Below are 21345 nucleotides of genomic sequence, written 5' to 3'. Positions count from 1 at the left end.
CCGGTCAGGCGGGGCCCGCCCCGGCGATCGGCGGGATCCGCCTCGGCAGCCGCCCCGGGCGGGTGCGCCGCAGCGCGCGGCGAAGGCGCGGCCCGGAATGCGCCTCGAGAAATCCGATCGAGCGGTCGACGAGCGGGACGCCGCGACGGCTGGCGAGCACGAGCCCGGCCGCCCGCCGGCTCGTCGCCGTGACGAGGATCAATCCGGTAGCAAGAAGCGGCAGGCCGAGCGGGATGGGCGTCACCATGAAGGCGAGCCCCAGCAGCAGGCAGAGCGCGGCGAGGAGATAGATCAGCAGCCTGCGGATCATGCCGGCCGTCTCCGCAACTGCAGGACCTTCGAGAGGAACGCGTTCGTCCGCTCCTCGACCGCGAAACCCGCGCCTTCGAACACGGCCTCGAGCGGATCCCGGAGATAGGTCTTGAAGTAGGGCTCGTGAAAGAGCTGCGGAAAGATCTCCAGGAGCCCGTCATAGCGCGGCTCGTCGCCGGCCTGGAGCGAATCGACCACGACCAGCAGGCCGCCCGGCCGAACCACGCGCGCCATCTCGGCGGCGACCGCCCGTCGCACCTCTTCGGGCAGCTCGTGAAAGAGGTAGATCGAGGTGGCGAGCTCGAGCGCGCCGTCGGCGAGCGGAATCGCTTCGGCCTTGGCCACCACGGGATAGATGCCGGGCGCGCGCCCGACCCGCCGGCGCGCCTCCTGGAGATAGGCCTCGGACAGGTCGAGCGCGATCGTGGGCAGCCGCGGGAAGGCGCGCCGGAGCTGGGTGATGAAGGTGCCCGGACCGCAGGCGAGGTCGGCGTTGCGTATGTCGCGCTGGTCGCGGCCGGCGATCTCGCGCGCGATCGGCGGCAGCGCCTGCCGGCGCATGGCGTTCGCCGCGCCGGAGAACAGCACTTCCACCTGCATGTCGTAGAGCTGCGCGGATTCCTCGGTCATCCAGCCGCCGCTCTGGAAGTGGAAGTTCTGCATGTAATAGTCCGGGCGGCGGCTGCCTTCCGCGCCGGCCCGCTCGAGCACCTCGGCATGGCCGCCTTGCGCGTGCCGCCGCCGCACGACCTCCGGCGCGTCGCGGAAGAAGGCGCGGCTCCGCTCGAGGAGCGCGCCGAGATCGCCGTCCTCGTCGTCGGGCAGCGGATAGAAGCCGGCTTCGACATTGGCCAGGTCGCGGGCGAGGAGCGCGCGCACGCCGCCGAGCAGATCGCGCATGCCCGGCACCGGGACGGAGGGCCGCTCGATCCGCTTCCGCCAGTGCGGGTTCTCGGCTTCGATGCGGCGCACCATCCGGCGCAGCGCCGCGCCGTGCCCCGCGTACCAGGCCACCCGGGCGCCCTGCCGCGCGGCGAAGGTCAGCCTGTTGGTCCAACGTTCGAAGCCTGTCTCAGCCATTCCGATCTCTCCGCAGGGGAGATGGTGCGGCGCCACGCGCCGTCCAGCTTCCTCTTGCCGCAGTGCGGGGTCAGGTCCGGACGAAGAGCCCGACGACCTCCACTTCGGCGGAATGGACGAACTGATCGACCGGGACCACCGTCTCCAGCCGATAGCCGCCGTCGACGAGCAGGCGGGCGTCCCGGGCGAAGCTCGCCGGATTGCAGGAGACCGCAGCAATGCGGCCGATCGTGGACCGCGCGAGCAGGGCGGCCTGCGCTTTCGCGCCTGCCCGCGGCGGGTCGAACACGGCGCCGTCGAAGCGGGCGAGCTCGCCCTCCGCGAGCGGGAAGGCGAAGAGGTCCCGGCGCTCGGTCCGGATCGGCTTGAGGCCGGTCGCGCGGCGTGCGGCCGCCGCAAGGGCGTCGAGAGCGGGACCGGCCGATTCCACGGCGGTCACGCGTGCCGTGCGGGCGAGCGCCAGGCTGAACGTGCCGAGCCCGGCGAAGAGGTCGACCACGTTCCCGGCGCCGGCGAGATGCCGGACGACGAGGCGGGTCATCGCCGCCTCCGCTTCGGCGGAGGCCTGCACGAAGGCGCCGGGCGGCGGGACGATGTCCAGGCCGCCGACCGCGAGCCGCGGCTCGGCGAGCCCGAGCAGCACCTCGCCGTCGAGGCTGAGGCGGGCGATGCCGGCCGCTTCCGCGAGCTCGAGAAGATGCGGAAGCCGCCCCGGGCCGCGCCGCGCCGTTCCTTCGACGGCGATGTCGAGGCCGGTGCCGGTCGCAAGGACGGTCACCCGCGCCGGCTTTCTCGGCGCGAGCAGCGGCGCAAGCAGACGGCGGATCGCCGGCAGCCGTCCGGCGATCCCGGGCACGAGGACCACGCAGCGTTCAAGGTCGACGAGGCGGTTGGAGTTTCGCTCGTTGAAGCCGAGGAGCACGCGGTCGCCGGCCTTCACGGCGGTGAGCGCCGCGCGCCGCCGGCTGGCCGGATCGACGCCGATCGTCTCCGCCGGTTCGGCTCCGATCCCTTCCCGCGCGAGCGCATCCGCGACGAAGCGCCGCTTCAGGGAACGGGCCGCATCGAGCGACATCATCTGGAGCTGGCAGCCGCCGCAGAGCCCGAAATGCGGGCAGGCGGGGGCGACGCGTTCGGGGCTCGGCGCCATGATTTCGAGAAGCCGCGCGCGCGTGCCGGCACGCTCGATCCGCACCTCTTCGCCGGGAAGCGTGAAGGGAACGTAGAGCGCTCCCTCCGGGCCCGCCGCCACGCCGTCGCCGCGATGGCCGAGCGCGGCGACCCGCACCGTCTCAGCCATGGCGGCCCCCGAGCAGGAACTCCCGGTTGCCGTCTCCGCCTGCGATCGGGGACGGGATCAGCGCGTCGACGGTCCATCCGGACCGGGCCGCGAGCCAGCCGGCGACCCGCTCGGCGGCGGCCTCGGCGAGACCCGGATCCCGGACGATCCCGCCCCGGCCGATGCCCTCGCGGCCGACCTCGAATTGCGGCTTCACCAGAAACACGCCCCAGGCGCCCGAGGCGGCCAGCGCGAGCGCCGGCGGCAGCGCGACCGTCAGGCTGATGAAGCTCAGATCCGACACGACGGCTTCGATCGGGTCGCCGTCAAGATGAGCGGCGGTCAGCTCGCGGGCGTTGAGGCCTTCCCGGCTCCGCACGCGCGGATCGCCGGCAAGGACGGGATCGAGCTGGTCCCGGCCGACATCGACCGCGTGCACGCGGCGGGCGTCGCGCCGGAGCAGGACCTGCGTGAAGCCGCCGGTCGAGGACCCGAGATCGAGGCAGACCCGCCCGGACGGGTCGTAGCCGAAGGAATCGAGGGCGGCGACGAGCTTCAGCGCGGCGCGCGACACATAGCTGGCGGCGGGATCGGCGACCGCGAGGACCGCGTCCGGCGAAACGCGCTGGCCGGGCCGCTCTCCTCGCACGCCGTCGATGGAGACCGTGCCGCGCAGGACCATGTCGCGTGCGCGCGAGCGGCTCGGCGCGAGGCCGGCCGCAACCAGAGCCTCGTCGAGACGCTGCCGCGTGTTCATCGCGCGCTAGATGGGCCGGATCGTCCGGCCGCGCAATCGTTCAGAGGCAGCCGGCGATCCCGGCCATGAGGATGGAAAGAAAGATCTCGTCGCCGTAGACGGCCCAGCCGGCACCGGCAAGGAGGGCGACCACGCCGAAGGCGAGGACGACGACGCGCAGGCCGGAAGAGGTGAGGTCCATGGTGCTGGCCCGATCAGGTTCCGGACCTATCCTGCCACAAGTCGCTTCAGTTTCGCCACGGCGCTGTCGCCGGATTCGTCCGGGCTGATCGTGCCCGTGAGCTCGCCGCGCTCGTTCAGGAGGAAGATCGAGGCGGAATGGTCCATGCTGTAGTCGCCGCCCTCCGTCGGCACCTTCCTGTAGTAGATGTGATAGTCGTCGAGCATCGACGTCACCTTCGCCGGCTCGCCCGTGACGCCCATGATCTTCGGCGAGAAGGCGCCGACATATTCCTTCATGACCTCGGGCGTGTCGCGCTCCGGATCGACGGTCACGAAGACGAAGCGCATGCGGTCGGCGTCAGCCCCGAGGGCATCGATCCATTGCGCCATGTCGGAGAGAGCCGTCGGGCACACGTCGGGGCAATGCGTGAAGCCGAAGAAGACCGCGCTCGGCTCGTCGCGGAAGATTGATTCCGTGACCGGCTTGCCGTCGCCGTCGACGAGCTGGAAGGGACCGCCGAGCGGCGCGTTCACCGCCACGCCGCCGCTGTCGGCAGGCGCCCGGATGACGGTGAAGTAGTAGCCGGCCGCCACGAAGGCCGCCACCGGGACGAGCAGCCAGAGAAAGAGCCTCAGCGCACGCAATGCGTTCATGCCGTCCCCTCTTGCCGGTCAGGACCGGAACCCGATTGAGCCGCCGGGCGGATCGGCTCGCGTGCCCGCGGCCGAGCGGATCCCGCCGGGGAAAGCCGGTTCCTCGGCGCGCGTCAAGGTCACCGCGGCGGCGATCGTCAGGAGAATCGCGACGGCAAGCGGAAGCCAGAGGCGAAGGAGCAGGTTCGGCATGCGCTCAATATGGCAGGTCGCGCGGCACCCGCCGACGGCGCGTTTGGACGCGGCACCCGCGCCCATTCGTCACGCATGGCCGGCCGGGAGCGCCTCAGCTTCCCGCCTGGCCGAGGCGCGGCCGCTTCTCTACCGGGCGGCGGCCGAGCGCTTCGAATACCTTCGCGACGATGGCCGGCGCGTCGAGCCCGGCCCCGGCGTACATGGCATCCGGCCTGTCATGGTCGATGAAGCGGTCGGGAAGTACGAGCGTCCGCACCGTCAGTCCGTCGTCGAGCCGTCCGGCCTCGGCGAGCGTGCCCAGAACGTAGCTTCCGAAGCCGCCGATCGACCCTTCCTCCACCGTGATCAGCGCCTCGTGCTCGGCGGCGAGCCGGAGCACGAGGTCGGTGTCGAGCGGCTTGGCGAAGCGGGCGTCCGCGACGGTGGTCGAAAGGCCGTGCGTCTCCAGGATCTCCGCCGCCTTGAGGGCCTCCTGGAGCCGGCCGCCGAGCGTGACGAGGGCGATCTTCGTGCCCTCCCGGAGGATCCGGCCGCGGCCGATCGTCAGGATCTCGCCGCGCTCCGGAAGATCGATCCCGACACCTTCCCCGCGGGGATAGCGGAAGGCGATCGGTCCCTCGTCATAGGCGGCGGCGGTGCGGACCATGTGGCGGAGCTCCGCCTCGTCGGCGGCCGCCATGACGACCATGTTCGGCACGCAGCCGAGATAGGCGACGTCGAAGCTGCCGGCATGCGTGGCGCCGTCGGCTCCGACCAGGCCCGCGCGATCGATCGGGAACCGCACCGGCAGGTTCTGGATCGCGACGTCGTGCACGACCTGGTCGTAGGCGCGCTGCAGGAAGGTCGAATAGATCGCGCAGAACGGCTTCAGGCCCTCCGCCGCCATTCCGGCGGAAAAGGTGACGGCATGCTGTTCCGCGATGCCGACGTCGAACATGCGCGCCGGAAACGCCTCGCCGAAGAGATCGAGCCCGGTGCCCGCCGGCATCGCGGCCGTGACGGCGACGATCTTGTCGTCCCGCTCCGCCTCCTGGACGAGGGAGGTGGCGAAGACCCGGGTGTAGGACGGCGCGTTCGCCTTGGCCTTGGCCTGCTCGCCGGTCACGACGTTGAACTTGCCGACGCCGTGATACTTGTCGTCGGAGGCCTCGGCTGGGGCGTAGCCCTTGCCCTTCTGCGTCACCACGTGGACGAGGATCGGGCCCTCGTCGGCGTCGCGCACGTTCTTCAGAACCGGAAGGAGATGGTCGAGATTGTGGCCGTCGATCGGCCCGACATAGTAGAAGCCGAGCTCCTCGAAGAGGGTGCCGCCCGTCCAGAAGCCGCGGGCATATTCCTCCGTCTGGCGCGCCTTCTCGCGGATGAAGCGGGGCAGCCGGCTCGTGAAGCTCTTCGCCGCCTCGCGGATGGTCAGATAGGTGCGCCCGGAGACGAGGCGCGCAAGATGGGCCCGCATCGCGCCCGTCGGCGGCGCGATCGACATGTCGTTGTCGTTGAGGATCACGATGAGGCGCGATTTCAGCGCGCCCGCATTGTTCATCGCCTCATAGGCCATCCCGGCCGACATCGCGCCGTCGCCGATCACGGCGACGACCTTGTTGTCGCCGCCGGAGAGGTCGCGCGCGACCGCCATGCCGAGGCCGGCCGAGATGGAGGTCGAGGAGTGGGCCGCTCCGAATGGGTCGTACGCGCTCTCGCTCCGGCGCGTGAATCCGGAAAGCCCGCCGCCCTGGCGCAGCGTCCGGATGCGGTCGCGCCGCCCGGTCAGGATCTTGTGCGGATAGGCCTGGTGGCCGACGTCCCAGATCAGCCGGTCGCGCGGGGTGTCGAAGATATAGTGGAGCGCGACCGTCAGCTCGATCACCCCGAGCCCGGCCCCGAGGTGGCCGCCGGTGACGGAGACCGCGTCGACCATCTCCGCGCGGAGCTCGGCCGCGAGCTGCCCGAGATCCTCTTCCCGGAGCTTCCGCAGGTCGTCCGGCGTGCGGACGCGGTCAAGGAGCGGAGTGGAAGGTGGTGCCATGGATCCGGGGCGCGAACGAAGGGGTGGACGGTTACACCACATACATAGGGCGGGCCAAGGCCGGCTTGGAGTGAGCCGCCGGAGGTCTGTCAGGGATAATCGACGCGACGCTTCTCGGCGAGCCGGACCTGCGGCGGGGCCGGGATGAACTCGTCGGGCGCCTCGCCCTGGACGCGGTCGAAGCGGCCCGCCTCCCAGTCGTTCCGCGCCGCCTCGATCCGCTCGCGGCGGGACGACACGAAGTTCCACCAGATGTAGCGGTCGCCGTCCATGGCCGCGCCGCCGAGGACCATCAGCCGGCTTGCGGAGACGGCGCGCACCGTGATCGTGTCGCCCGGCCGGAAGACGAGGAGCTGCGGGCCCTCGAAGCGGTCCCCGGCGATCTCGATCTCGCCGGAAACGACATAGAGGCCGCGCTCCTCGAAGCTCGGATCGAGCGGGATGGCCGCGCCGGCGGCGAGCTGGACATCGGCGTAGACGGTTTCCGAGAAGGCTTCGACGGGCGAGCTCGCGCCGTAGAGCGAACCCGCGACGAGGCGAACGCGCGCGCCGCCATCCTCGATCACCGGCAGCTCCGCGGCGGGATGATGGCGGAAGCTCGGAGCCGCTTCCTCCAGACCGAGCGGCAGTGCGACCCAGGTCTGGATGCCGAAGAGACTCGTGCCGCCGGTCCGCAGCCGCGCCGGGGTCCGCTCCGAATGCGCGATGCCGCGCCCCGCCGCCATCAGGTTCACGGCGCCCGGCTCGATGTCGATCTCGGTGCCGAGGGAATCCCGGTGCGTGATCGCGCCGGTGAAGAGGTACGTGACGGTCGCAAGACCGATATGGGGGTGCGGACGCACGTCGATGCCGTTGCCCAGGAAGAACTCGGCCGGCCCCATCTGGTCGAAGAAGATGAACGGTCCGATCATCTTGCGGCCCCTGGAGGGCAGCGCGCGCCTGACCTCGAAGCCGCCGAGGTCGCTCGCGCGCGGCACGATCACCGTTTCGATCGCGGAGCACGAATGGGGATCGCCGGGGACCGGATCTTCCGCAGGCTGGTAGGACATCGGGCGCTCCGCGCTGACAGGACCCTCGCTTGCCACCTCCTCCCTCGGGGGAGGAAGCCTCGCGCAGGCCGATCGATCTGGCCGCTGAGAATAGGCCAAGTCGGCGCGCCCGCAAGCCGTGTGGCCGCGCCGAGGGTCAGCGGTAATAGACGGCGAGGCGCCAGTCCCCGATCGCCTCGACGCGGATGCGCATGTCGTAGACGCTTTCGAGCACGTCCTCCCGCATCAGGCCTTCGGGCGGACCGTCGAACACCACGCGGCCGTCCCGCATCGCCACGATCCGGTCGGCATAGGCGGCCGCGAAATTGATGTCGTGCAGGACCAGGACGATGGATTTTCCGAGCTCGTCCGCGGCACGGCGCAGGAGCCGCATCATCGCCGCGGCGTGCTTCATGTCGAGGCTGTTGAGCGGCTCGTCGAGGAGGACGTAGTCCGTGTCCTGGCAGAGCACCATCGCCACGAAGGCGCGCTGGCGCTGGCCGCCCGACAGCTCGTCGAGGAATCGCTCCTGGAGCGGCTCGAGGCCGAGATAGGCGATCGAATTCGCCACGTGCCGTTCGTCCTCGGCCGTCGGCCTGCCCCTCGAATGCGGGTAGCGGCCGAACGCCACCAGCTCCCGGACGGTCAGCCGCGCCAGCACCTGGTTCTCCTGCCGGAGCATGGCGAGCCGCTTGGCGAGGACCGCGCCCGGCGTCGACGCCACGTCGAGGCCGTCGACCCGCACCCGTCCGGCATCCGCTGGCGCGAGCCGCGCAACGATCGAGAGAAGCGTCGACTTGCCCGCGCCGTTCGGACCGACGATCGCGGTGATCCCGCCCGCTGGCAATGCAAGGCTCACGTCGTCGACCACCGCGGTTTCGCCGTAGCGCTTGGTGACGCTGTCGATCTCGATCATGCGCGGGCGCTCCGCAGGAGGAGGACGAGGAAGGCGAGCCCGCCGGCGAAGTCGACGATGACGCTGAGGGCGGTATCGAGACCGAACACGCGCTCGAGCACCGTCTGCCCGCCGACGAGCGCGACGATCGCGATCAGGATTGCCGCAGGGAGCGTCTCGCGGTGCCGGTCGCTGCCGGCGACCTGATAGGCAAGGCTCGCGACGAGCAGGCCGAAGAACGTGATCGGGCCCACGAGCGCCGTGGAGACGGAAACGAGGATCGCGACCACGGCGAAGAGGGCCGTCACCAGCCGGCGATGGTCGACGCCCAGATTGACGGAGAGGTCGCGGCCGAGCGCGAGCACGTCGAGCGCGTGGACGAGACGGAGGCAGACGATGCCCGAACCCGCGACCGCCGCGGCGGCGACCGCCAGGAGGTCCGTATCGACCTTGTTGAAGCTCGCGAACATCATGTCCTGCACCACGGCGAACTCGTTCGGATCCAGCATCCGCTGCACCATGCTCGACAGGCTCCGGAAGAAGAGGCCGAAGACGAGCCCGGCGAGGACCACGAGATGGATGCTGCGGCGCCGGCCGAGAAAGAGCCATCGGAAGAGCAGGCCGGAAAGCGCGACCATGGCGGCGGTCTCGACGACGAAGCGAAGGCGGGGGTCGAGCGCGACCAGCGCGCGCGAGCCGAGGAAGTGGACGGCACCGGTCTGGATCGCGAGATAGAGGGAATCGAAGCCCATCACCGCCGGGGTCAGGATCCGGTTCTCGGCGATCGTCTGGAAGAGCACCGTCGCGATCGCCACCGCGGCGGCGACGAGGACGAGGCCGGCGAGCTTCTCGGCCCGGAACGCCAGCACGAAGGCCCAGTCGCCGCGCGCCCCGACGGTCATGAAGGCGGCGGCCGAAAGCGCCGCCGCCGCGCCGAGCGTGCCGAGGACGATCCGGGTCCGCCGCGGCGTCCGCTCGTCAGCCAAAGCGCGCCCGTCGGCCAAGGAGAAGCACCAGGAAGATACCGCTTCCGACGACACCGACCACAGTTCCGACCGGGACTTCGTACGGAAACCGGACGAGCCGGCCGAGAATGTCCGAGGCGAGCAGGAAGGCCGCGCCGGCGAGCGCGATCCATGGCATCGAGCGGCGCAGATTGTCGCCTGCCAGCATGCTGACGAGATTGGCGACGATCAGGCCGAGGAAGGGCACCGTTCCGACCGTCACCACCGTGGCGGCGGTGACGAGCGAGACGACGGCGAGCCCGAGCGTGACGATGCGCCTGTAGTTCAGCCCGAGATTGGTGGTGAAGCTCTCGCCGAGCCCCGCCACGGTGAAGCGGTCGGCCGCGAGATAGGCGAGCGCCGTCAGGGCGGCGGCGACCCAGAGCAGCTCGTACCGGCCGCGCAGCACGCCCGAGAAGTCGCCGTTGGTCCAGGCCGCGAGGGATTGCAGGAGGTCGTAGCGGTACGCGAAGAAGGTCGTCACGGCCTCGATGACCTTGCCGAGCATGATGCCGAGGAGCGGCACGATCAGGGTCGAGCGCACCGGCAGCCTGTCCACCAGCAGCAGGAAGAGCGCCGTGCCGGCAAGCGAGAAGAGCGCTGCCACGAGCATCTTTCCCATCACCGGCAGGTCGGGGGCGAGGAGCGCGACCGCGAGCAGCCCGAGGCTCGCCGCTTCGGCGCCGCCCGAGGTCGTCGGCTCCACGAAGCGGTTGCGGAAGAGCATCTGCATGATGACCGCCGCTATCCCCATCGACGCACCGGCGAGGATGACGGCCACGGTCCGCGGAATCCGGCTGACCGCGAGCAGGCGGAGCGTTTCGGCGTCCGCCCCGCCTGTCACGAGGCCCCTCAGGTCGAGATCGCCGACGCCGACGACGAGGCTTGCCGAGGCGAGCACCGCCAGGCCGACAAGGGCGAGCGCGAGCCGCCCGATCACTGCGGGATCATGCGGAGCGTCCGGTGCCGGCGGCCGGAGCCGCTACGAAGCGCGGCGGAGCGCGTCGCCGATCTCCTCCACGGCCGTCGTGAGGGCGCCGACGCCGCCGCCGACGATGTACCAGAGGGCGGGGTCGACATAGACGATCCTGTTGTTCCGGGCCGCCTTCGTCGCCGCGACGAGGTCGTTGTCGAGGGTCTTCTTCGCCGAGCTGCCGGCCCGGCCGATCGCCGCGTCCCGGTCGATGACGAAGAGCGTGTCGGGATTGGTCTTCAGGATGAACTCGAAGGAGACCGGCTCGCCATGCGTGGCGATCGTCAGGCCCTCCGCCGCCTGCGCGAAGCCGAGATCGCTGTGGACCCAGCCGAACCGCGTTCCCTTGCCGTAGGCGGAGACCTTTCCGCCCGTGGTGAGGATGACCAGCGAACGCCCGGCCTCCGGGGCGAGGGCGCGCACACGCGCCATCGCGCCGTCGAGCTTCGCCTCGAGCGCGCCCGCCTCCTTCTCCCTTCCGAAGATCCGCCCGAGCGTCTCGGTGTTCCGGCGGACGCTCTCGACGTAGCGGCTCGGGTCGACCGTGAGGTCGATGGTCGGCGCGATGCGCGCGAGCTCGGCATATTTCGGCGCGGAGCGTCCGCCCACGATGATGAGGTCCGGCGCGGCGGCGTGGACCGCCTCGAAGTCCGGCTCGAACAGCGTCCCGATCTTGAGGTACTGCTTGTCGCGGTACTTGGCGAGATATTCGGGAAGATTGGATCCCGGCACCCCGGCGACCGGAACGCCGAGCCTGTCGAGCGTGTCGAGGGCGGCGAGGTCGAAGACCAGCACGGTCTTCGGCCGTTCCGGCAGCACGGTCTCGCCCTGGACGTGGCGGACCGCGATCTCGGCCCGTGCCGCGGCGGGAAGGGCCAGGCAGGCGAGGGCGAGCGCCATGGCGGCGACGAGCTTCAAGGGGGCAAGCGGCATTGCTGTCTCCTGGGGACGTCCGTCATGCGCGGGGCGCTAATGGCGGCGGACTTCGGTAGGGGTCAGACCGAACCGCCGTTTGAAGGCGGTGGCGAAGTTGGCGGCGCTCGAATATCCGGCGATGTACGCGGCCTCGGCGACGGCGACGCCCTGGCGCTCGAGCGCGGCGCGCGCACGCTCCAGGCCCCTGCGCCGGAGATATTCGAAGACGCTCATGCCGTGGGCGGCCCGGAACAGGCGCCGCAATGTGCTCACGCTCACATTGCCGCTCCGCGCGATCTCCTCGAGCGAGGTGATCTCCCGGCCGCGCGTTTCGATGTAGTCCTCGATCATGCGCAGCCGGCGGTGGTCGTTCGGCCGCAGCCGGACCCCCGGCTCTTCGGTCCGGCACGTGAGCGCGGCGAAGCCCTCGGCGACCAGGTCGAGCGATCGGCTCTCCAGATAGAGGCTCTGGAGCAGGCATGGGGAGCAGGGCGGCCGCAGAAGCTGCTCCGCCACCGAGAGCGTCGTCGGGGAAGGCGTCCAGGCGAACTGGGCGAGATGGCTCCCGGCGAAGCGGCGGAGCGCGGCATGGTCCTCGGCCATCTCGGAGCCGCAGGCCTCGAGCCACTCGTTCGTCATCGTCACGTTGACCTTGCGTACATGCTCGCCCCGGCGCGAGCGCCGCTCGAAGAGTTCCGGTTCCGCCCGGGCGGTGATCACGCCGCGCACCGGGGCATCGGCACGTCGGCCGAGGCCGAGCGGCCTTCCCCCGAGCCGCGCGTCGACCGCTCCCGAGAGGAAGAAGTGGAGCGTGAGGCCGGGCTGCTGCACGACGCTCGTCACCATGTCGCTGAGGTCCCGCGCATCGGAACTGTGGAAAACGATGCCCGGGCGCAGGCGGAGCATGCGGAAGGTTCCGGCGAGCGCGGCCTCGCCGCCATCGGCTCCCGAGCCGGAGACGGCGAAGCGGGTGCCGACGAAGCGCGACGTGTCTGCGATCTCCGCGAGCCGCACGACCGGCTCCGCCTCGACATTGGCAGCAACCAAGACTTCTTCCTCTCGACCCCGGCCTGTCGCCGGCCGAAGCCGGCCAGGTCAACGTGCCCGGCGCGCAGGCCGAGCCGCTTGCCCATCCCGCAAACGCTTTTGGCGATTGCGCAAACGCCTCGCGTCTAGCCGCGCCGATCCCGATCCACTACCAAACATGACGATAGTGTTCAACTTATGACCAGTTGCGGGTCGCGTAGGCGTTTGGGGGTTCGGATGTTCGGCACGGAAAATCTGGGGCGGCCATTGAGGGCGGACGCAATCCCGCTGCGGACGCTTCTCGCCGCCTCCACGATCCTGACGGGCCTCGGAATCGTTCAGGCCCGGGCGCAGGAGGGGCAGGCGGACCCGAACGGCACGCTCCTGCCGGAGGTCCTCGTCGAGGGATCGAGCTACGAGACGGAAGGCACGGGCAGCTACACCACGGATCTCGTCAGCGTGGGCGAGAAGGACGTGCGCTCGGTCCGGGAGATCCCCCAGTCGACCACCGTGGTGACCCGCGAGCGCCTGGACGACGGCAGTTTCACGTCGCTCGACACGGCCCTGCGGGAGACGCCGGGGATCGTCGTTCTCAACAACGATGACGGCCGCTCCAGCATCTTCTCGCGCGGATTCGAGTTCGACACCCTCTACTTCAACGGCCTGCCGGCGCCGCTTTCGAGCATCTACGGCACGCAGCCGGACATGGCCATCGTCGACCATATCGAGATCCTGCGCGGCCCCGCCGGCCTCTACGGCGGCGCGGGGGAGCCCGCCGGCGCGATCAACATGCGCCTGAAGCAGGCGAACGATGAGTTCCAGGCGAGCCTGACCGGGATGGCCGGCTCGTGGGACAACCGCAGGACCGAGCTCGATCTCGGCGGTCCGCTCAACAAGGCGGGCACGATCCGCGGCCGCATCATCGGCGCCTTCCAGACCCAGGACAGCTGGGTGGACTGGGTCAGCAACGATGTCGGGCTCGCCTACGGAACCCTGCAGGCCGACCTTACCGACAGCACGACGGCGACCTTCACCATCAGCCACATGGAACGGGACATAGCGCCCTTCAACGGCCTGCCGACGCTGTCCGACGGGACGCTGCTCGACCTCCCCCGCTCCACCTTCACGGGCGCGGACTGGAACCGCTTCGACAACAGCGTGACGGACTACATCGTCGAGCTCGAGCACCGCTTCGACGATGGCGGTCACGCCAAGCTCTCCGCCCGCTATTCCGACCGCGCGGTCGACTTCCTCTACGGCTATGCCGGGACGGCAGCCTCCGAAGACCTGACGGTCGACAGCATGCGCTGGCTCGCGCGCGATCTCTCGGAGACCTCGCTCGCGCTCGACGCACATGTGAGCAAGCCGTTCGAGCTGTTCGGCCAGGAGCACAACATCATCCTCGGCGCCGACTATCGCAACGTCGAGACCACGACCCGGCAGGCGACCGGAAGCATCGCGGGCCCGTTCGATCTTCTCGACTGGGATGCCGAGGTCCCGGAGCCGACGGTCGCGTACACGCAGAAGACCAAGACCGATCCGGAGCAGTTCGGGCTTTACGGCCAGCTTCGCGTCAAGCCGATCGACCGCCTCACCCTGATCGGCGGCGGCCGGCTGTCCTGGTATCAGGCCTCCACGAAGGATCTCGTGAAGGGAGAGACGACGAGCACGGTCGAGGTCGACGGCCAGATCACGCCCTATGCCGGCGTCGTGCTCGACGTGACCGACTGGGCGTCGCTCTATGCGAGCTACACGGAGATCTTCCAGCCGCAGGCGGTCGTCGACGTGAGCGGGAACCTGCTCGATCCGCGCGAAGGCAGGCAGTACGAAACGGGCGTGAAGGCGGAGCTCCTCGACGGGCTCAACGCGACCCTCGCTTATTTCAATCTCCGCGACACGAACCGCGCCGTCGCCGACCCGGACAATCCGGGCTTCCAGATCGCGCAGGGCGAGGTCGAGGCGGACGGCATCGAAATCGAGGCGAGCGGAACGGTGCTCCCGGGCTGGGAGGTCACCGCCGGCTACACCTACACGCACACCGAATACCTCAACACCGAGGCAGCAGGCGAGCCGTTCAGCACCTACACGCCGGAGCACATGCTTCAGCTCTGGACCAAGTACACGTTCGACGACCGCTTCGGCATGCTGTCGGGCGCCTATGTCGGCGGCGGACTGAAGGTCTTCAGCGAGTTCTCCTCCGGCGACATCGAGGCGCCGGGCTACACCGTGGTCGATCTCCTCGCCGGCTATTCCTTCAACGACCGCTTCGATGCCAAGCTGGTCGTGAACAACGTCTTCGACGAGAAGTACTATGCCCGGGTCGGCGGCACCTCCGTCTTCAACTTCTACGGCGAGCCGCGCAGCGCGACCCTCAAGGTATCCGCGAGATTCTGAGGCGCCCATGCCGAACTCATGCACCCGCGTCGCGACCGCGAACGCCTCGAAATATCTGCAGCAGCTCTCCAAGCACTTCGCGCACAAGGTGGCCGTCGAGTACGATCCGCATAGCGCCCGCATCGGATTTCCGTTCGGAAGCTGCCGGATGCGGGCGGACGAGCGCGCGCTCGAGATCGCGTGCGAGGCGCCGAACGCCGAAGCGCTGGCGCGCAGCCAGCAGGTGATCGACGACCATCTCGTCCGCTTCGCCTGGCGCGAGCGGCCGGAGATCGTCTGGCGGAGCGGCGACGAGGGTTGACCTTGCCGGGTCAGGCCGCCCGCATGGCGGAGTTCGGCTGCGCCGAGGCGCTCGACATCAGGTCCTCCGTAAGCGGCGCGGTGTTCCGGATCCGGATCTGGTCGCCGCCGGGCGACGCGCCTGCGACCGGACGGCCGGCGCTCTACGCCTTCGACGCGGCGGAATGCTTCGATCTTCTGGTCGGACATGCGGCCCGGATCGCCGGCGCCGGCGGTGCCGGTACGGTCCTGCCCCTGGTGGTGGCGGTCGGCTATCCCGACGGCGCGCGCCGCCTCGACCGCCGCATCTACGACCTGACCCCGCCGCGCGCGGTCTATCGCCTTCCCGATCGGCCGAACGGCGAGCCCTGGCCGCCGCTCGGCGGCGGCGACGAACTGCTCGACACGATCGAACGGGACGTGAAGCCGCTCGTCGCAGCGCGTCGTCCTATCGCCCAGGGGCGCGACACGTTGTTCGGCCATTCCCTCGGCGGCCTTCTGACCCTCCATGCACTGCTGTCGCGCCCGGACGCCTTCCGGGCCTATGTCGCCAGCAGTCCGTCGCTCTGGTTCGACGGCGGCAGCCTGGTCGCTGCCTTCGCACGCTTCCTGCGCGAGGCGAGGCCGCCTGCCGAGCCGGTGCCGCTGCGGCTCACGGTTGGCAGCGAGGAGGAGACGGTGATGGAACGGGACGTCCGACGCGGGATGGACCGGGAGGTGCGCCGCGCCTGGGTGGAGGGCAACCGCATGATCGGGAATGCCCGTGACCTCGCGCGCCTCATCCGTTCCGGCGGCACGGCGCATGTCAGGCTCGACTACGAGGAGCTGGCGGGCCTGGATCACATCACCGTGCTGCCGGCGGCCGCTTCGGCGGCGCTGCGTGTCGCGGCCGCCGCGCCTCCCGTCTGATCCGCGGCGAACCGGAAGAGGAGGGCGTCGGTCCTGGCCGGCGAATTGATCGAGCGCAAGGCGCGGCCGGGGCGAGGCGCCGAATGTGCGGTCTCCAAGACGCGGAGGCCCGGATGATCGAGCACCTTCAGAACCGCGAAGCCGTCGGCATATTCCGGGATCCGGTCCGGTTCCAGGCCGCCGTCGACGCGCTCCTCACCTCCGGATTCGACCGGGCCGATCTCAGCCTGGTGGCGAGCGCCAGCGCGGTCGACACCTGCCTGGGGCACGCCTTCGTCTCCGTGCGCGAGCTCGAGGACGACACTTCGGTTCCGACGGTCGCCTATGTCTCGCCCGACGAGCGGACCGAGGGCGAAGGCGCGCTTGCCGCCTGCCTCCTCTATGTGGGCGCGGTCGCGACCGCAGGCGCGCTGGTCGCCTCCGGCGGAACGCTGGCGGCGGCGATCGCCGCGGCGACGATTGCCGGAGGGGGCGGCGGCGCGCTCGGCATCCTGCTCGACCGGCTGATCGAGCGCGACCACCTGCGCCGCCTGGAGGAGCAGCTCGCCCGCGGCGGCCTTCTGCTCTGGGTCCGCACGCGGGACGCGGAGCATGCGAGCCGCGCGACGGAGATCCTGAAGCGCGCGGGCGGCGAGGACGTGCATGTGCACGATCTCTCGAGCGCCGCGGAAGCGGGCGCCGACATGCAGGCGAGGATGGCGGAGGCGATCGACGAGGCGGGGCGGGAATCCTTCCCGGCGAGCGACGCGCCGTCCTACAATCCCGGGTCGGCCGGCGGGCCGCACTGAGGCGCGGACGGCGGCTCGGAAGCGGGCCGCCCACTGCGCCAGGTCAGGCGACGAGATGCGCGGGTTGCGCGAAGGCGCGCAGGATGCGGGCGCCGGAGGCCGCGAGCGCCTCCCGCTTCGCCTCGAGCGTACCGTAGAGCAGGCTGCCCGAGCGCTTCAGGAACCGTCCCGCCACGAGCACGCTCTCGACGTTCTTCGGGCCGGCCTGGAGCACGATCGAGGCGATCGGATCGGCGACCGGAAAGAGGTTCAGATCGTCGGTCCGGAGGAGGATGAGATCGGCCTGCTTGCGCGGCGCGAGCGAGCCGACCTTGTGCTCGAGCCCGGCCATCCGCGCCCCGCCGAGCGTTGCCCAGTGCAGCGCCTCCTCCGCGCGTACCGTGATGGCGGCAGGTCCGCGCCCCGTCGCCTCGATGGCGTCGAGGCTGTCGAGGAAGCGCGCGCATTGCAGCGCGAAGCGCGTGACCGCGAACATGTCGCTTGCCATCCCGGATTCGATGTCGGAGCCGATCGAGATCGCGCCTCCGAGCGCGCGCAGCCGGTTCGTCAGCGGCCGGCCGAAGCCCATCTGCATTTCTACCTCGGCGGTGACGGAGAAGGTCGCGCCGTGATCGACGAGGAGCGAGAGGCAGTCGGGTGCGATCGTGTTGCCGTGCACGATGTTCGTCTTCGGCCCGATCAGTCCGCCGAGCGCGCAGAGCCGCTCGAAGCCGTCCGGGACGAGCATCGGGCCGCTCACATGCATGGAGGCGACGAGGTCGAGCTCGCGCGCGAGCAGGAGGTCGGCCTTCGAGACGTCGAAGACCGACATTCCGGGGCCGAGAATCGCCAGTCCGCAGGTCACGAGCCGGTCGTCGCTGGTGAAGCGGTCGCGGCGGATGCGCTCGATTTCGGAGCGCGGCAGCGGCACTTCGCTGAAATGCTTCTGCCCCTCCTTCGGGTCAGGCTTGGGGGAGCCGTGCAGGAAGAGCGCGCGCAGGCCGGATTCCTCGAGCGCGTCGATGGCAGCGTCGGTGCAGCACGGTGTCGGATTGTTATGGCACCAGTCGACGAGGGTGGTGGTCCCGCAGTCGATCTGGCCGAGGGCGCCGACGAGATTGGCGATGTAGACGTCCTCGGCCCGGAAATGGGTCGCGAGCCCGGCATGCATGGCGCGCAGATATTCCTGGATCGTCCAGTCCGCGGCGATCCCCTTGAGCGCCGTCTGCCAGGTGTGCATGTGGGCGTTGACGAAGCCCGGCATCACGATCCGGCCGGCGGCGTCGACCACCTCCGCGCCCGGCGGCGCCTCGAGCGCGGGCGCGATCGCGGCGATCCGCTGGCCCTCGATCAGCACGTCGCCTTGCGGCAGCGTGCCGATGCCGGGATCCATGCTGACGATGGTGCCGCCCTTCAGGAGGAGATGGGACACGGGAACAAACCTCCGTCGTCTCTTGCGCCGCCTCAGAGGAGGACGAGGCTGATCTGCGGGAAGGCCATGACGAGGACCGTGACGAGGATCATCGTCACCACGAAGGGGGCCGACCCGGCGAAGATGTCGCCGAGCGTCACGAAGCCCGGCGGAAGGGAGGATTTCACCACGAAGACGGAGAGCCCGAAGGGCGGCGTCAGCAGCCCCACCTCCACGGCGATCACCGTCACGATCCCGAACCAGACCGGATCGCCGCCGAAGCTCGTCACGATCGGCAGCACGATCGGCAGCATGATGAGCATGATCGAGGTGGAATCGAGGATCATGCCGAGGAGGAGCACCACGGCGAAATAGAAGGCGAGGAAGAGCGGCATGCCGAGCCCGAGCTCCGCGACGAAGGCGGTCATCTTCATCGGGATGGTGGAGAGCGTCAGCATGCGGCCGTAGAGGTTGGCGGCGACGATCAGGAACAGGATCGCCGCCGAGATGTAGCCGGTCTCCAGCACGATGCGGCGGATCGTCGGCAGCGTCAGCTTGCGCCGCAGGGCGCCGACCAGGAAGGCGCCGAGGGCGCCGACCGCGCCCGCCTCGGTCGGCGTGAACATGCCGGCATAGATGCCGCCCATCACCAGGGCGACGATTCCGACGACCGGCGCGAGCCTCAGCACGACCTGCCCGGGCGTCATGCCGTCGCCCTCGATCTCGTGCGGCCGGCCGACGAAGCGGGGAAAGAAGCTCGCCATCAGCACGTTGAGGAGCGCGAAGGCGCCCGCGAGCAGAAGGCCCGGAATGATCGCGGCGACGAAGAGCTTGCCGATCGAGGCCTCCGCGACCAAGCCGTAGATGATGAGGAGCAGGCTCGGCGGGATCAGCATCCCCAGCACGGAGCTGCCGGCGACCACGCCGACGGCGAAGCGCGCCGTGTAGCCGCCCTCGATCATGGGCGGCACCGCGATACGGCTGAACACGGCCGCGGATGCGATCGAGCTGCCCGTGATCGAGGCGAAGACGGCGTTGGCCGCGACCGTCGCGATGCCGAGGCCGCCCCGGATCCGGCGGAGCAGCGACACCGCGACCTGGAAGGCGTCTCGGCCGACATCCGCCTTGTCGAGGAGGAGGCCCATCATCACGAAGAGCGGCACGACGCCGAACTCGTAGGACCGGATGGCGCCGCTCGCGGCGATGCCGAGCGCATTGTCGGCGACCACCGGATTGTGCCGCGTGAGCCAGACGCCGACGAAGGAGAGCACGAGCAGGGCGAAGGCGATCGGCATGCCGATCGCGACGGCGACGAGGAGGCCGGCAAGCGAGAGGAGCCCGACCGAGACGGGCGAGCTCGCCACCTCGAAATTGAGGTAGAGGAAGACCGCGACCCCGGTCAGGAACGCGAAGACCGGAAAGGCGTCGGCGCTCCGGAGCCGTTCCCTCCTCGCAAGGTCGAACGCCGCCGCGGCCGCCTTCCACACCGTCTCGACCAGCGCGACGGCGCAGCCGACGACGACGGCGAGCTTGAAGGGCCAGATCGTGATCTGATAGGCGCCGACCGCGCCCGTGAACTCGCCGGTGGCATAGGAGCCGAGAAAGTCGCGCCAGAGCCAGCCGAGCGCCCGCCAGAGGAGGAGGCTCGCCACGCCGAAGAAGGCGAGGTCGAGGACGCGCGCGAAGCCGGGCCGCTCCGCCGCCCAGGTTCCGAACAGGAAATCGGCGCGGATCAGGCGGTTGTCGCGGATCGTGCTCCCGATCTGCAGGAAGACGCAGGCCACGATCACGTAGGAGACGATGTCGGTCACGCCGTTGATCGGCGCGCTGAAGAAGAAGCGCAGGACGATGTCCGCGCAGATCATGAGCATGATGAAGACGATGCCCGACGAGGCGACGACCGAGAGCGAGAACGGAACCCAGCCATAGAGCGCCGACCACCGGGCCCCGGCCGCCGTCCCCCTCCCGATCGCAGTCGTCGTCTCGCTCGCCATCACGTCCGCCTCCGCGCCGGTCCGCCCCGACGGGCGGACCGCAGGCTCCGGATGAGGTTCAGACGTTCTCGGACCAATCGCGCAGCGGCTCGCCGCCATGCGCCTTCACCGCCGCCATGAAAGCCTTCATGATCTCGCGGGCCGGCACGCCCTTCGCCTCGTTCCCCTCGACCCAGATCTTGCCGAGATCCGGCATCGCCTTCACCCAGGCGACCCGCTGATCCTGCGGCATCTTGTGCAGCTTGGCGCCCTCCGCCTCCATCTTTTCCAGAGCCGCCTTCTGCTTCTCCTCGATGAGGCGGGCGTTCTCGGCACTGTACGCGTAGCCGAGCTCGGTGAGCACCGTCTTCACGTCGTCGGGCAGGCCCTCGAACGTGTCCTTGTTCACGCCGAAGCCGCCGAAGGTGAGCGGGCCGGTGTCGACCAGCGTCACGTAGGGCGCGACCTCGTGGATCTTGAGCGGATAGGCGCCGGTCGCGATCAGGATGGAGCCGTCGCCGACCCCGGTCTGGAGCTGCGAATACTGCGCCGGGAGGCCGGTGCCGACGAGGGTCGCCCCGAGCGGCTCGATCCAGGGCGCGCAGACGGGGGCGCCCAGGATCTTCAGGCCCTTCAGATCGGCGAGGCTCTCGATCGGCTTCTTCGTGAAGAGGTGATAGCCGTCGGAAACGCAGCAGCCGAAGAAGACGATGTTCTGCCTGTCCCACTCGGCCTTCATGGCAGCGTTCTTCTGGTTGAGCTCGTTCATCACGTCGACCGCCTGCCGCACCGTGCTGGTCGCAAACGGGGTCGAGTACATGATGTTCTGCAGAGGCAGTGCCGAGGGCTCCCAGAGGGCGCCGATCCAGCCCATGTCGGTGAGCTGCTGCGTCACCGATTCGAGCGTGTCGTTGAAGCCGTAGAGCGATCCTCCGAAGGCTTCGGTCCACTCGATCCGGTTCGGCGATCCCATCGCCTCGAGCTTCCTGTTCGACTGTTCGACGATCACCGTCTTCAGCGGCTCGACCCACGGAATGGTGAGCGGGTGGCTCGACGAGATCGTGAGCGGGATCGTCTTCGTCTGGGCGAAGGCGCCCTTGACCGGCCCGGCGGCGATGGCCGCGGTGCCGGCGAGAACCGCGCGTCTGGAAATGAGCAGCATTTGCATTCCTCCCACTGGCGTCCCGAGGAGCGGTTGGTTCCGGCCCGCTCGTTTCTTGGCGCCCGAACCCGGGGCGCTGAATCATGCAAACGTTTGCTGCGGGAGTCCCGGCCCGTGCCTCCGGATCGCCGCCGCGAGCTACCTTAT

At 69.8% G+C, this 21345-nt stretch carries 20 protein-coding genes; 4 read left to right on the top strand and 16 right to left on the bottom strand.

All coding sequences use genetic code 11. From position 1 onward, the window contains the following. Positions 1-4 precede the first annotated feature (4 nt). The 13 genes from E4O86_RS03530 to E4O86_RS03470 form a co-directional block, all read right to left on the bottom strand. Entirely contained in the window at positions 5-310 is a 306-nt protein-coding gene (locus tag E4O86_RS03530; RefSeq protein ID WP_161139139.1) for a hypothetical protein, read from the bottom strand. Next, positions 307-1392 (bottom strand): class I SAM-dependent methyltransferase, encoded by a 1086-nt coding sequence (locus E4O86_RS03525; protein ID WP_161139138.1) that lies wholly within the window; start codon positions 1390-1392, stop codon positions 307-309. Before E4O86_RS03525 ends, E4O86_RS03530 begins: the two co-directional genes overlap by 4 nt. Before the next feature lie 70 nt (positions 1393-1462). Beyond that, positions 1463-2692 carry a class I SAM-dependent RNA methyltransferase gene (locus tag E4O86_RS03520; protein WP_161139137.1) on the bottom strand — a complete coding sequence of 410 codons (1230 nt, stop codon included), beginning with the start codon at positions 2690-2692 and terminating at the stop codon, positions 1463-1465. Continuing rightward, positions 2685-3428 (bottom strand): TlyA family RNA methyltransferase, encoded by a 744-nt coding sequence (locus E4O86_RS03515; protein ID WP_161139136.1) that lies wholly within the window; start codon positions 3426-3428, stop codon positions 2685-2687. Before E4O86_RS03515 ends, E4O86_RS03520 begins: the two co-directional genes overlap by 8 nt. A 40-nt stretch (positions 3429-3468) precedes the next feature. Then, the gene (locus E4O86_RS03510) at positions 3469-3609 is read right to left on the bottom strand and encodes a hypothetical protein (protein WP_161139135.1); all 141 of its coding nucleotides are present in this window, start codon (positions 3607-3609) and stop codon (positions 3469-3471) included. 26 nt (positions 3610-3635) lie between these two features. Beyond that, positions 3636-4244 (bottom strand): SCO family protein, encoded by a 609-nt coding sequence (locus E4O86_RS03505; RefSeq protein WP_161139134.1) that lies wholly within the window; start codon positions 4242-4244, stop codon positions 3636-3638. A 286-nt stretch (positions 4245-4530) separates the two neighbouring features. Continuing rightward, complete coding sequence (gene dxs / locus E4O86_RS03500; protein ID WP_161139133.1) at positions 4531-6462, bottom strand: 1-deoxy-D-xylulose-5-phosphate synthase; 1932 nt, start codon at positions 6460-6462, stop codon at positions 4531-4533. 89 nt (positions 6463-6551) lie between these two features. Continuing rightward, a complete protein-coding gene (locus E4O86_RS03495) occupies positions 6552-7511 on the bottom strand; it encodes a pirin family protein (RefSeq protein WP_161139132.1) in 960 nt (319 codons plus the stop codon). A gap of 136 nt (positions 7512-7647) precedes the next feature. After that, positions 7648-8406: an iron ABC transporter ATP-binding protein gene (locus tag E4O86_RS03490; protein WP_161139131.1), complete on the bottom strand. Its 759-nt coding sequence runs from the start codon at positions 8404-8406 to the stop codon at positions 7648-7650. After that, positions 8403-9389: an iron chelate uptake ABC transporter family permease subunit gene (locus tag E4O86_RS03485; RefSeq protein WP_246206166.1), complete on the bottom strand. Its 987-nt coding sequence runs from the start codon at positions 9387-9389 to the stop codon at positions 8403-8405. Before E4O86_RS03485 ends, E4O86_RS03490 begins: the two co-directional genes overlap by 4 nt. Next, positions 9364-10326, bottom strand: a complete 963-nt coding sequence (locus E4O86_RS03480) for an iron chelate uptake ABC transporter family permease subunit (RefSeq protein ID WP_161139185.1) — start codon at positions 10324-10326, stop codon at positions 9364-9366. The genes E4O86_RS03485 and E4O86_RS03480 overlap by 26 nt, the downstream gene beginning before the upstream one ends. Positions 10327-10371: 45 nt before the next feature. Further along, entirely contained in the window at positions 10372-11295 is a 924-nt protein-coding gene (locus E4O86_RS03475) for a siderophore ABC transporter substrate-binding protein (protein ID WP_161139130.1), read from the bottom strand. A gap of 36 nt (positions 11296-11331) precedes the next feature. Then, positions 11332-12324 carry a helix-turn-helix transcriptional regulator gene (locus E4O86_RS03470; RefSeq protein WP_161139129.1) on the bottom strand — a complete coding sequence of 331 codons (993 nt, stop codon included), beginning with the start codon at positions 12322-12324 and terminating at the stop codon, positions 11332-11334. Positions 12325-12570: 246 nt separating this feature from the next. Between E4O86_RS03470 and E4O86_RS03465 the strand changes: the two genes are divergently transcribed. The 4 genes from E4O86_RS03465 (at position 12571) to E4O86_RS03450 (ending at position 16673) form a co-directional block, all read left to right on the top strand. Further along, positions 12571-14697: a TonB-dependent siderophore receptor gene (locus tag E4O86_RS03465; RefSeq protein ID WP_205520673.1), complete on the top strand. Its 2127-nt coding sequence runs from the start codon at positions 12571-12573 to the stop codon at positions 14695-14697. A gap of 7 nt (positions 14698-14704) precedes the next feature. Then, entirely contained in the window at positions 14705-14998 is a 294-nt protein-coding gene (locus E4O86_RS03460) for a DUF2218 domain-containing protein (RefSeq protein ID WP_161139127.1), read from the top strand. 2 nt (positions 14999-15000) lie between these two features. Further along, positions 15001-15885, top strand: a complete 885-nt coding sequence (locus E4O86_RS03455) for an alpha/beta hydrolase (RefSeq protein WP_161139126.1) — start codon at positions 15001-15003, stop codon at positions 15883-15885. A gap of 113 nt (positions 15886-15998) precedes the next feature. Then, a complete protein-coding gene (locus E4O86_RS03450) occupies positions 15999-16673 on the top strand; it encodes a hypothetical protein (protein ID WP_205520672.1) in 675 nt (224 codons plus the stop codon). Between the two features lie 43 nt (positions 16674-16716). Here E4O86_RS03450 and E4O86_RS03445 read toward each other — a convergent pair whose 3' ends face one another. Genes E4O86_RS03445 through E4O86_RS03435 form a run of 3 tightly spaced genes read right to left on the bottom strand, consistent with a single transcriptional unit; the run spans position 16717 to position 21198 of the window. After that, entirely contained in the window at positions 16717-18084 is a 1368-nt protein-coding gene (locus E4O86_RS03445) for an amidohydrolase family protein (RefSeq protein WP_161139125.1), read from the bottom strand. Between the two features lie 32 nt (positions 18085-18116). Further along, positions 18117-20057 (bottom strand): TRAP transporter large permease subunit, encoded by a 1941-nt coding sequence (locus tag E4O86_RS03440; protein WP_246206165.1) that lies wholly within the window; start codon positions 20055-20057, stop codon positions 18117-18119. A gap of 58 nt (positions 20058-20115) precedes the next feature. Then, complete coding sequence (locus E4O86_RS03435; protein WP_246206163.1) at positions 20116-21198, bottom strand: C4-dicarboxylate TRAP transporter substrate-binding protein; 1083 nt, start codon at positions 21196-21198, stop codon at positions 20116-20118. Positions 21199-21345 lie beyond the last annotated feature (147 nt).

This window comes from Propylenella binzhouense, assembly GCF_009866965.1.
In the GTDB taxonomy this organism is placed as follows: Bacteria; Pseudomonadota; Alphaproteobacteria; order Rhizobiales; family Afifellaceae; genus Propylenella; species Propylenella binzhouense.
The sequence above is the reverse complement of the archived record's forward strand: the minus strand, read 5'-3'. Positions and strand labels throughout refer to the sequence as shown.

What these genes read in the sequence shown, in the direction of transcription:
- E4O86_RS03530 (WP_161139139.1), bottom strand. Translation starts at nt 310, where the DNA reads ATGATCCGCAGGCTGCTGATCTATCTCCTCGCCGCGCTCTGCCTGCTG.
- E4O86_RS03525 (WP_161139138.1), bottom strand. Translation starts at nt 1,392, where the DNA reads ATGGCTGAGACAGGCTTCGAACGTTGGACCAACAGGCTGACCTTCGCC.
- E4O86_RS03520 (WP_161139137.1), bottom strand. Translation starts at nt 2,692, where the DNA reads ATGGCTGAGACGGTGCGGGTCGCCGCGCTCGGCCATCGCGGCGACGGC.
- E4O86_RS03515 (WP_161139136.1), bottom strand. Translation starts at nt 3,428, where the DNA reads ATGAACACGCGGCAGCGTCTCGACGAGGCTCTGGTTGCGGCCGGCCTC.
- E4O86_RS03510 (WP_161139135.1), bottom strand. Translation starts at nt 3,609, where the DNA reads ATGGACCTCACCTCTTCCGGCCTGCGCGTCGTCGTCCTCGCCTTCGGC.
- E4O86_RS03505 (WP_161139134.1), bottom strand. Translation starts at nt 4,244, where the DNA reads ATGAACGCATTGCGTGCGCTGAGGCTCTTTCTCTGGCTGCTCGTCCCG.
- dxs (WP_161139133.1), bottom strand. Translation starts at nt 6,462, where the DNA reads ATGGCACCACCTTCCACTCCGCTCCTTGACCGCGTCCGCACGCCGGAC.
- E4O86_RS03495 (WP_161139132.1), bottom strand. Translation starts at nt 7,511, where the DNA reads ATGTCCTACCAGCCTGCGGAAGATCCGGTCCCCGGCGATCCCCATTCG.
- E4O86_RS03490 (WP_161139131.1), bottom strand. Translation starts at nt 8,406, where the DNA reads ATGATCGAGATCGACAGCGTCACCAAGCGCTACGGCGAAACCGCGGTG.
- E4O86_RS03475 (WP_161139130.1), bottom strand. Translation starts at nt 11,295, where the DNA reads ATGCCGCTTGCCCCCTTGAAGCTCGTCGCCGCCATGGCGCTCGCCCTC.
- E4O86_RS03460 (WP_161139127.1), top strand. Translation starts at nt 14,705, where the DNA reads ATGCCGAACTCATGCACCCGCGTCGCGACCGCGAACGCCTCGAAATAT.
- E4O86_RS03450 (WP_205520672.1), top strand. Translation starts at nt 15,999, where the DNA reads ATGATCGAGCACCTTCAGAACCGCGAAGCCGTCGGCATATTCCGGGAT.
- E4O86_RS03440 (WP_246206165.1), bottom strand. Translation starts at nt 20,057, where the DNA reads ATGGCGAGCGAGACGACGACTGCGATCGGGAGGGGGACGGCGGCCGGG.
- E4O86_RS03435 (WP_246206163.1), bottom strand. Translation starts at nt 21,198, where the DNA reads ATGCTGCTCATTTCCAGACGCGCGGTTCTCGCCGGCACCGCGGCCATC.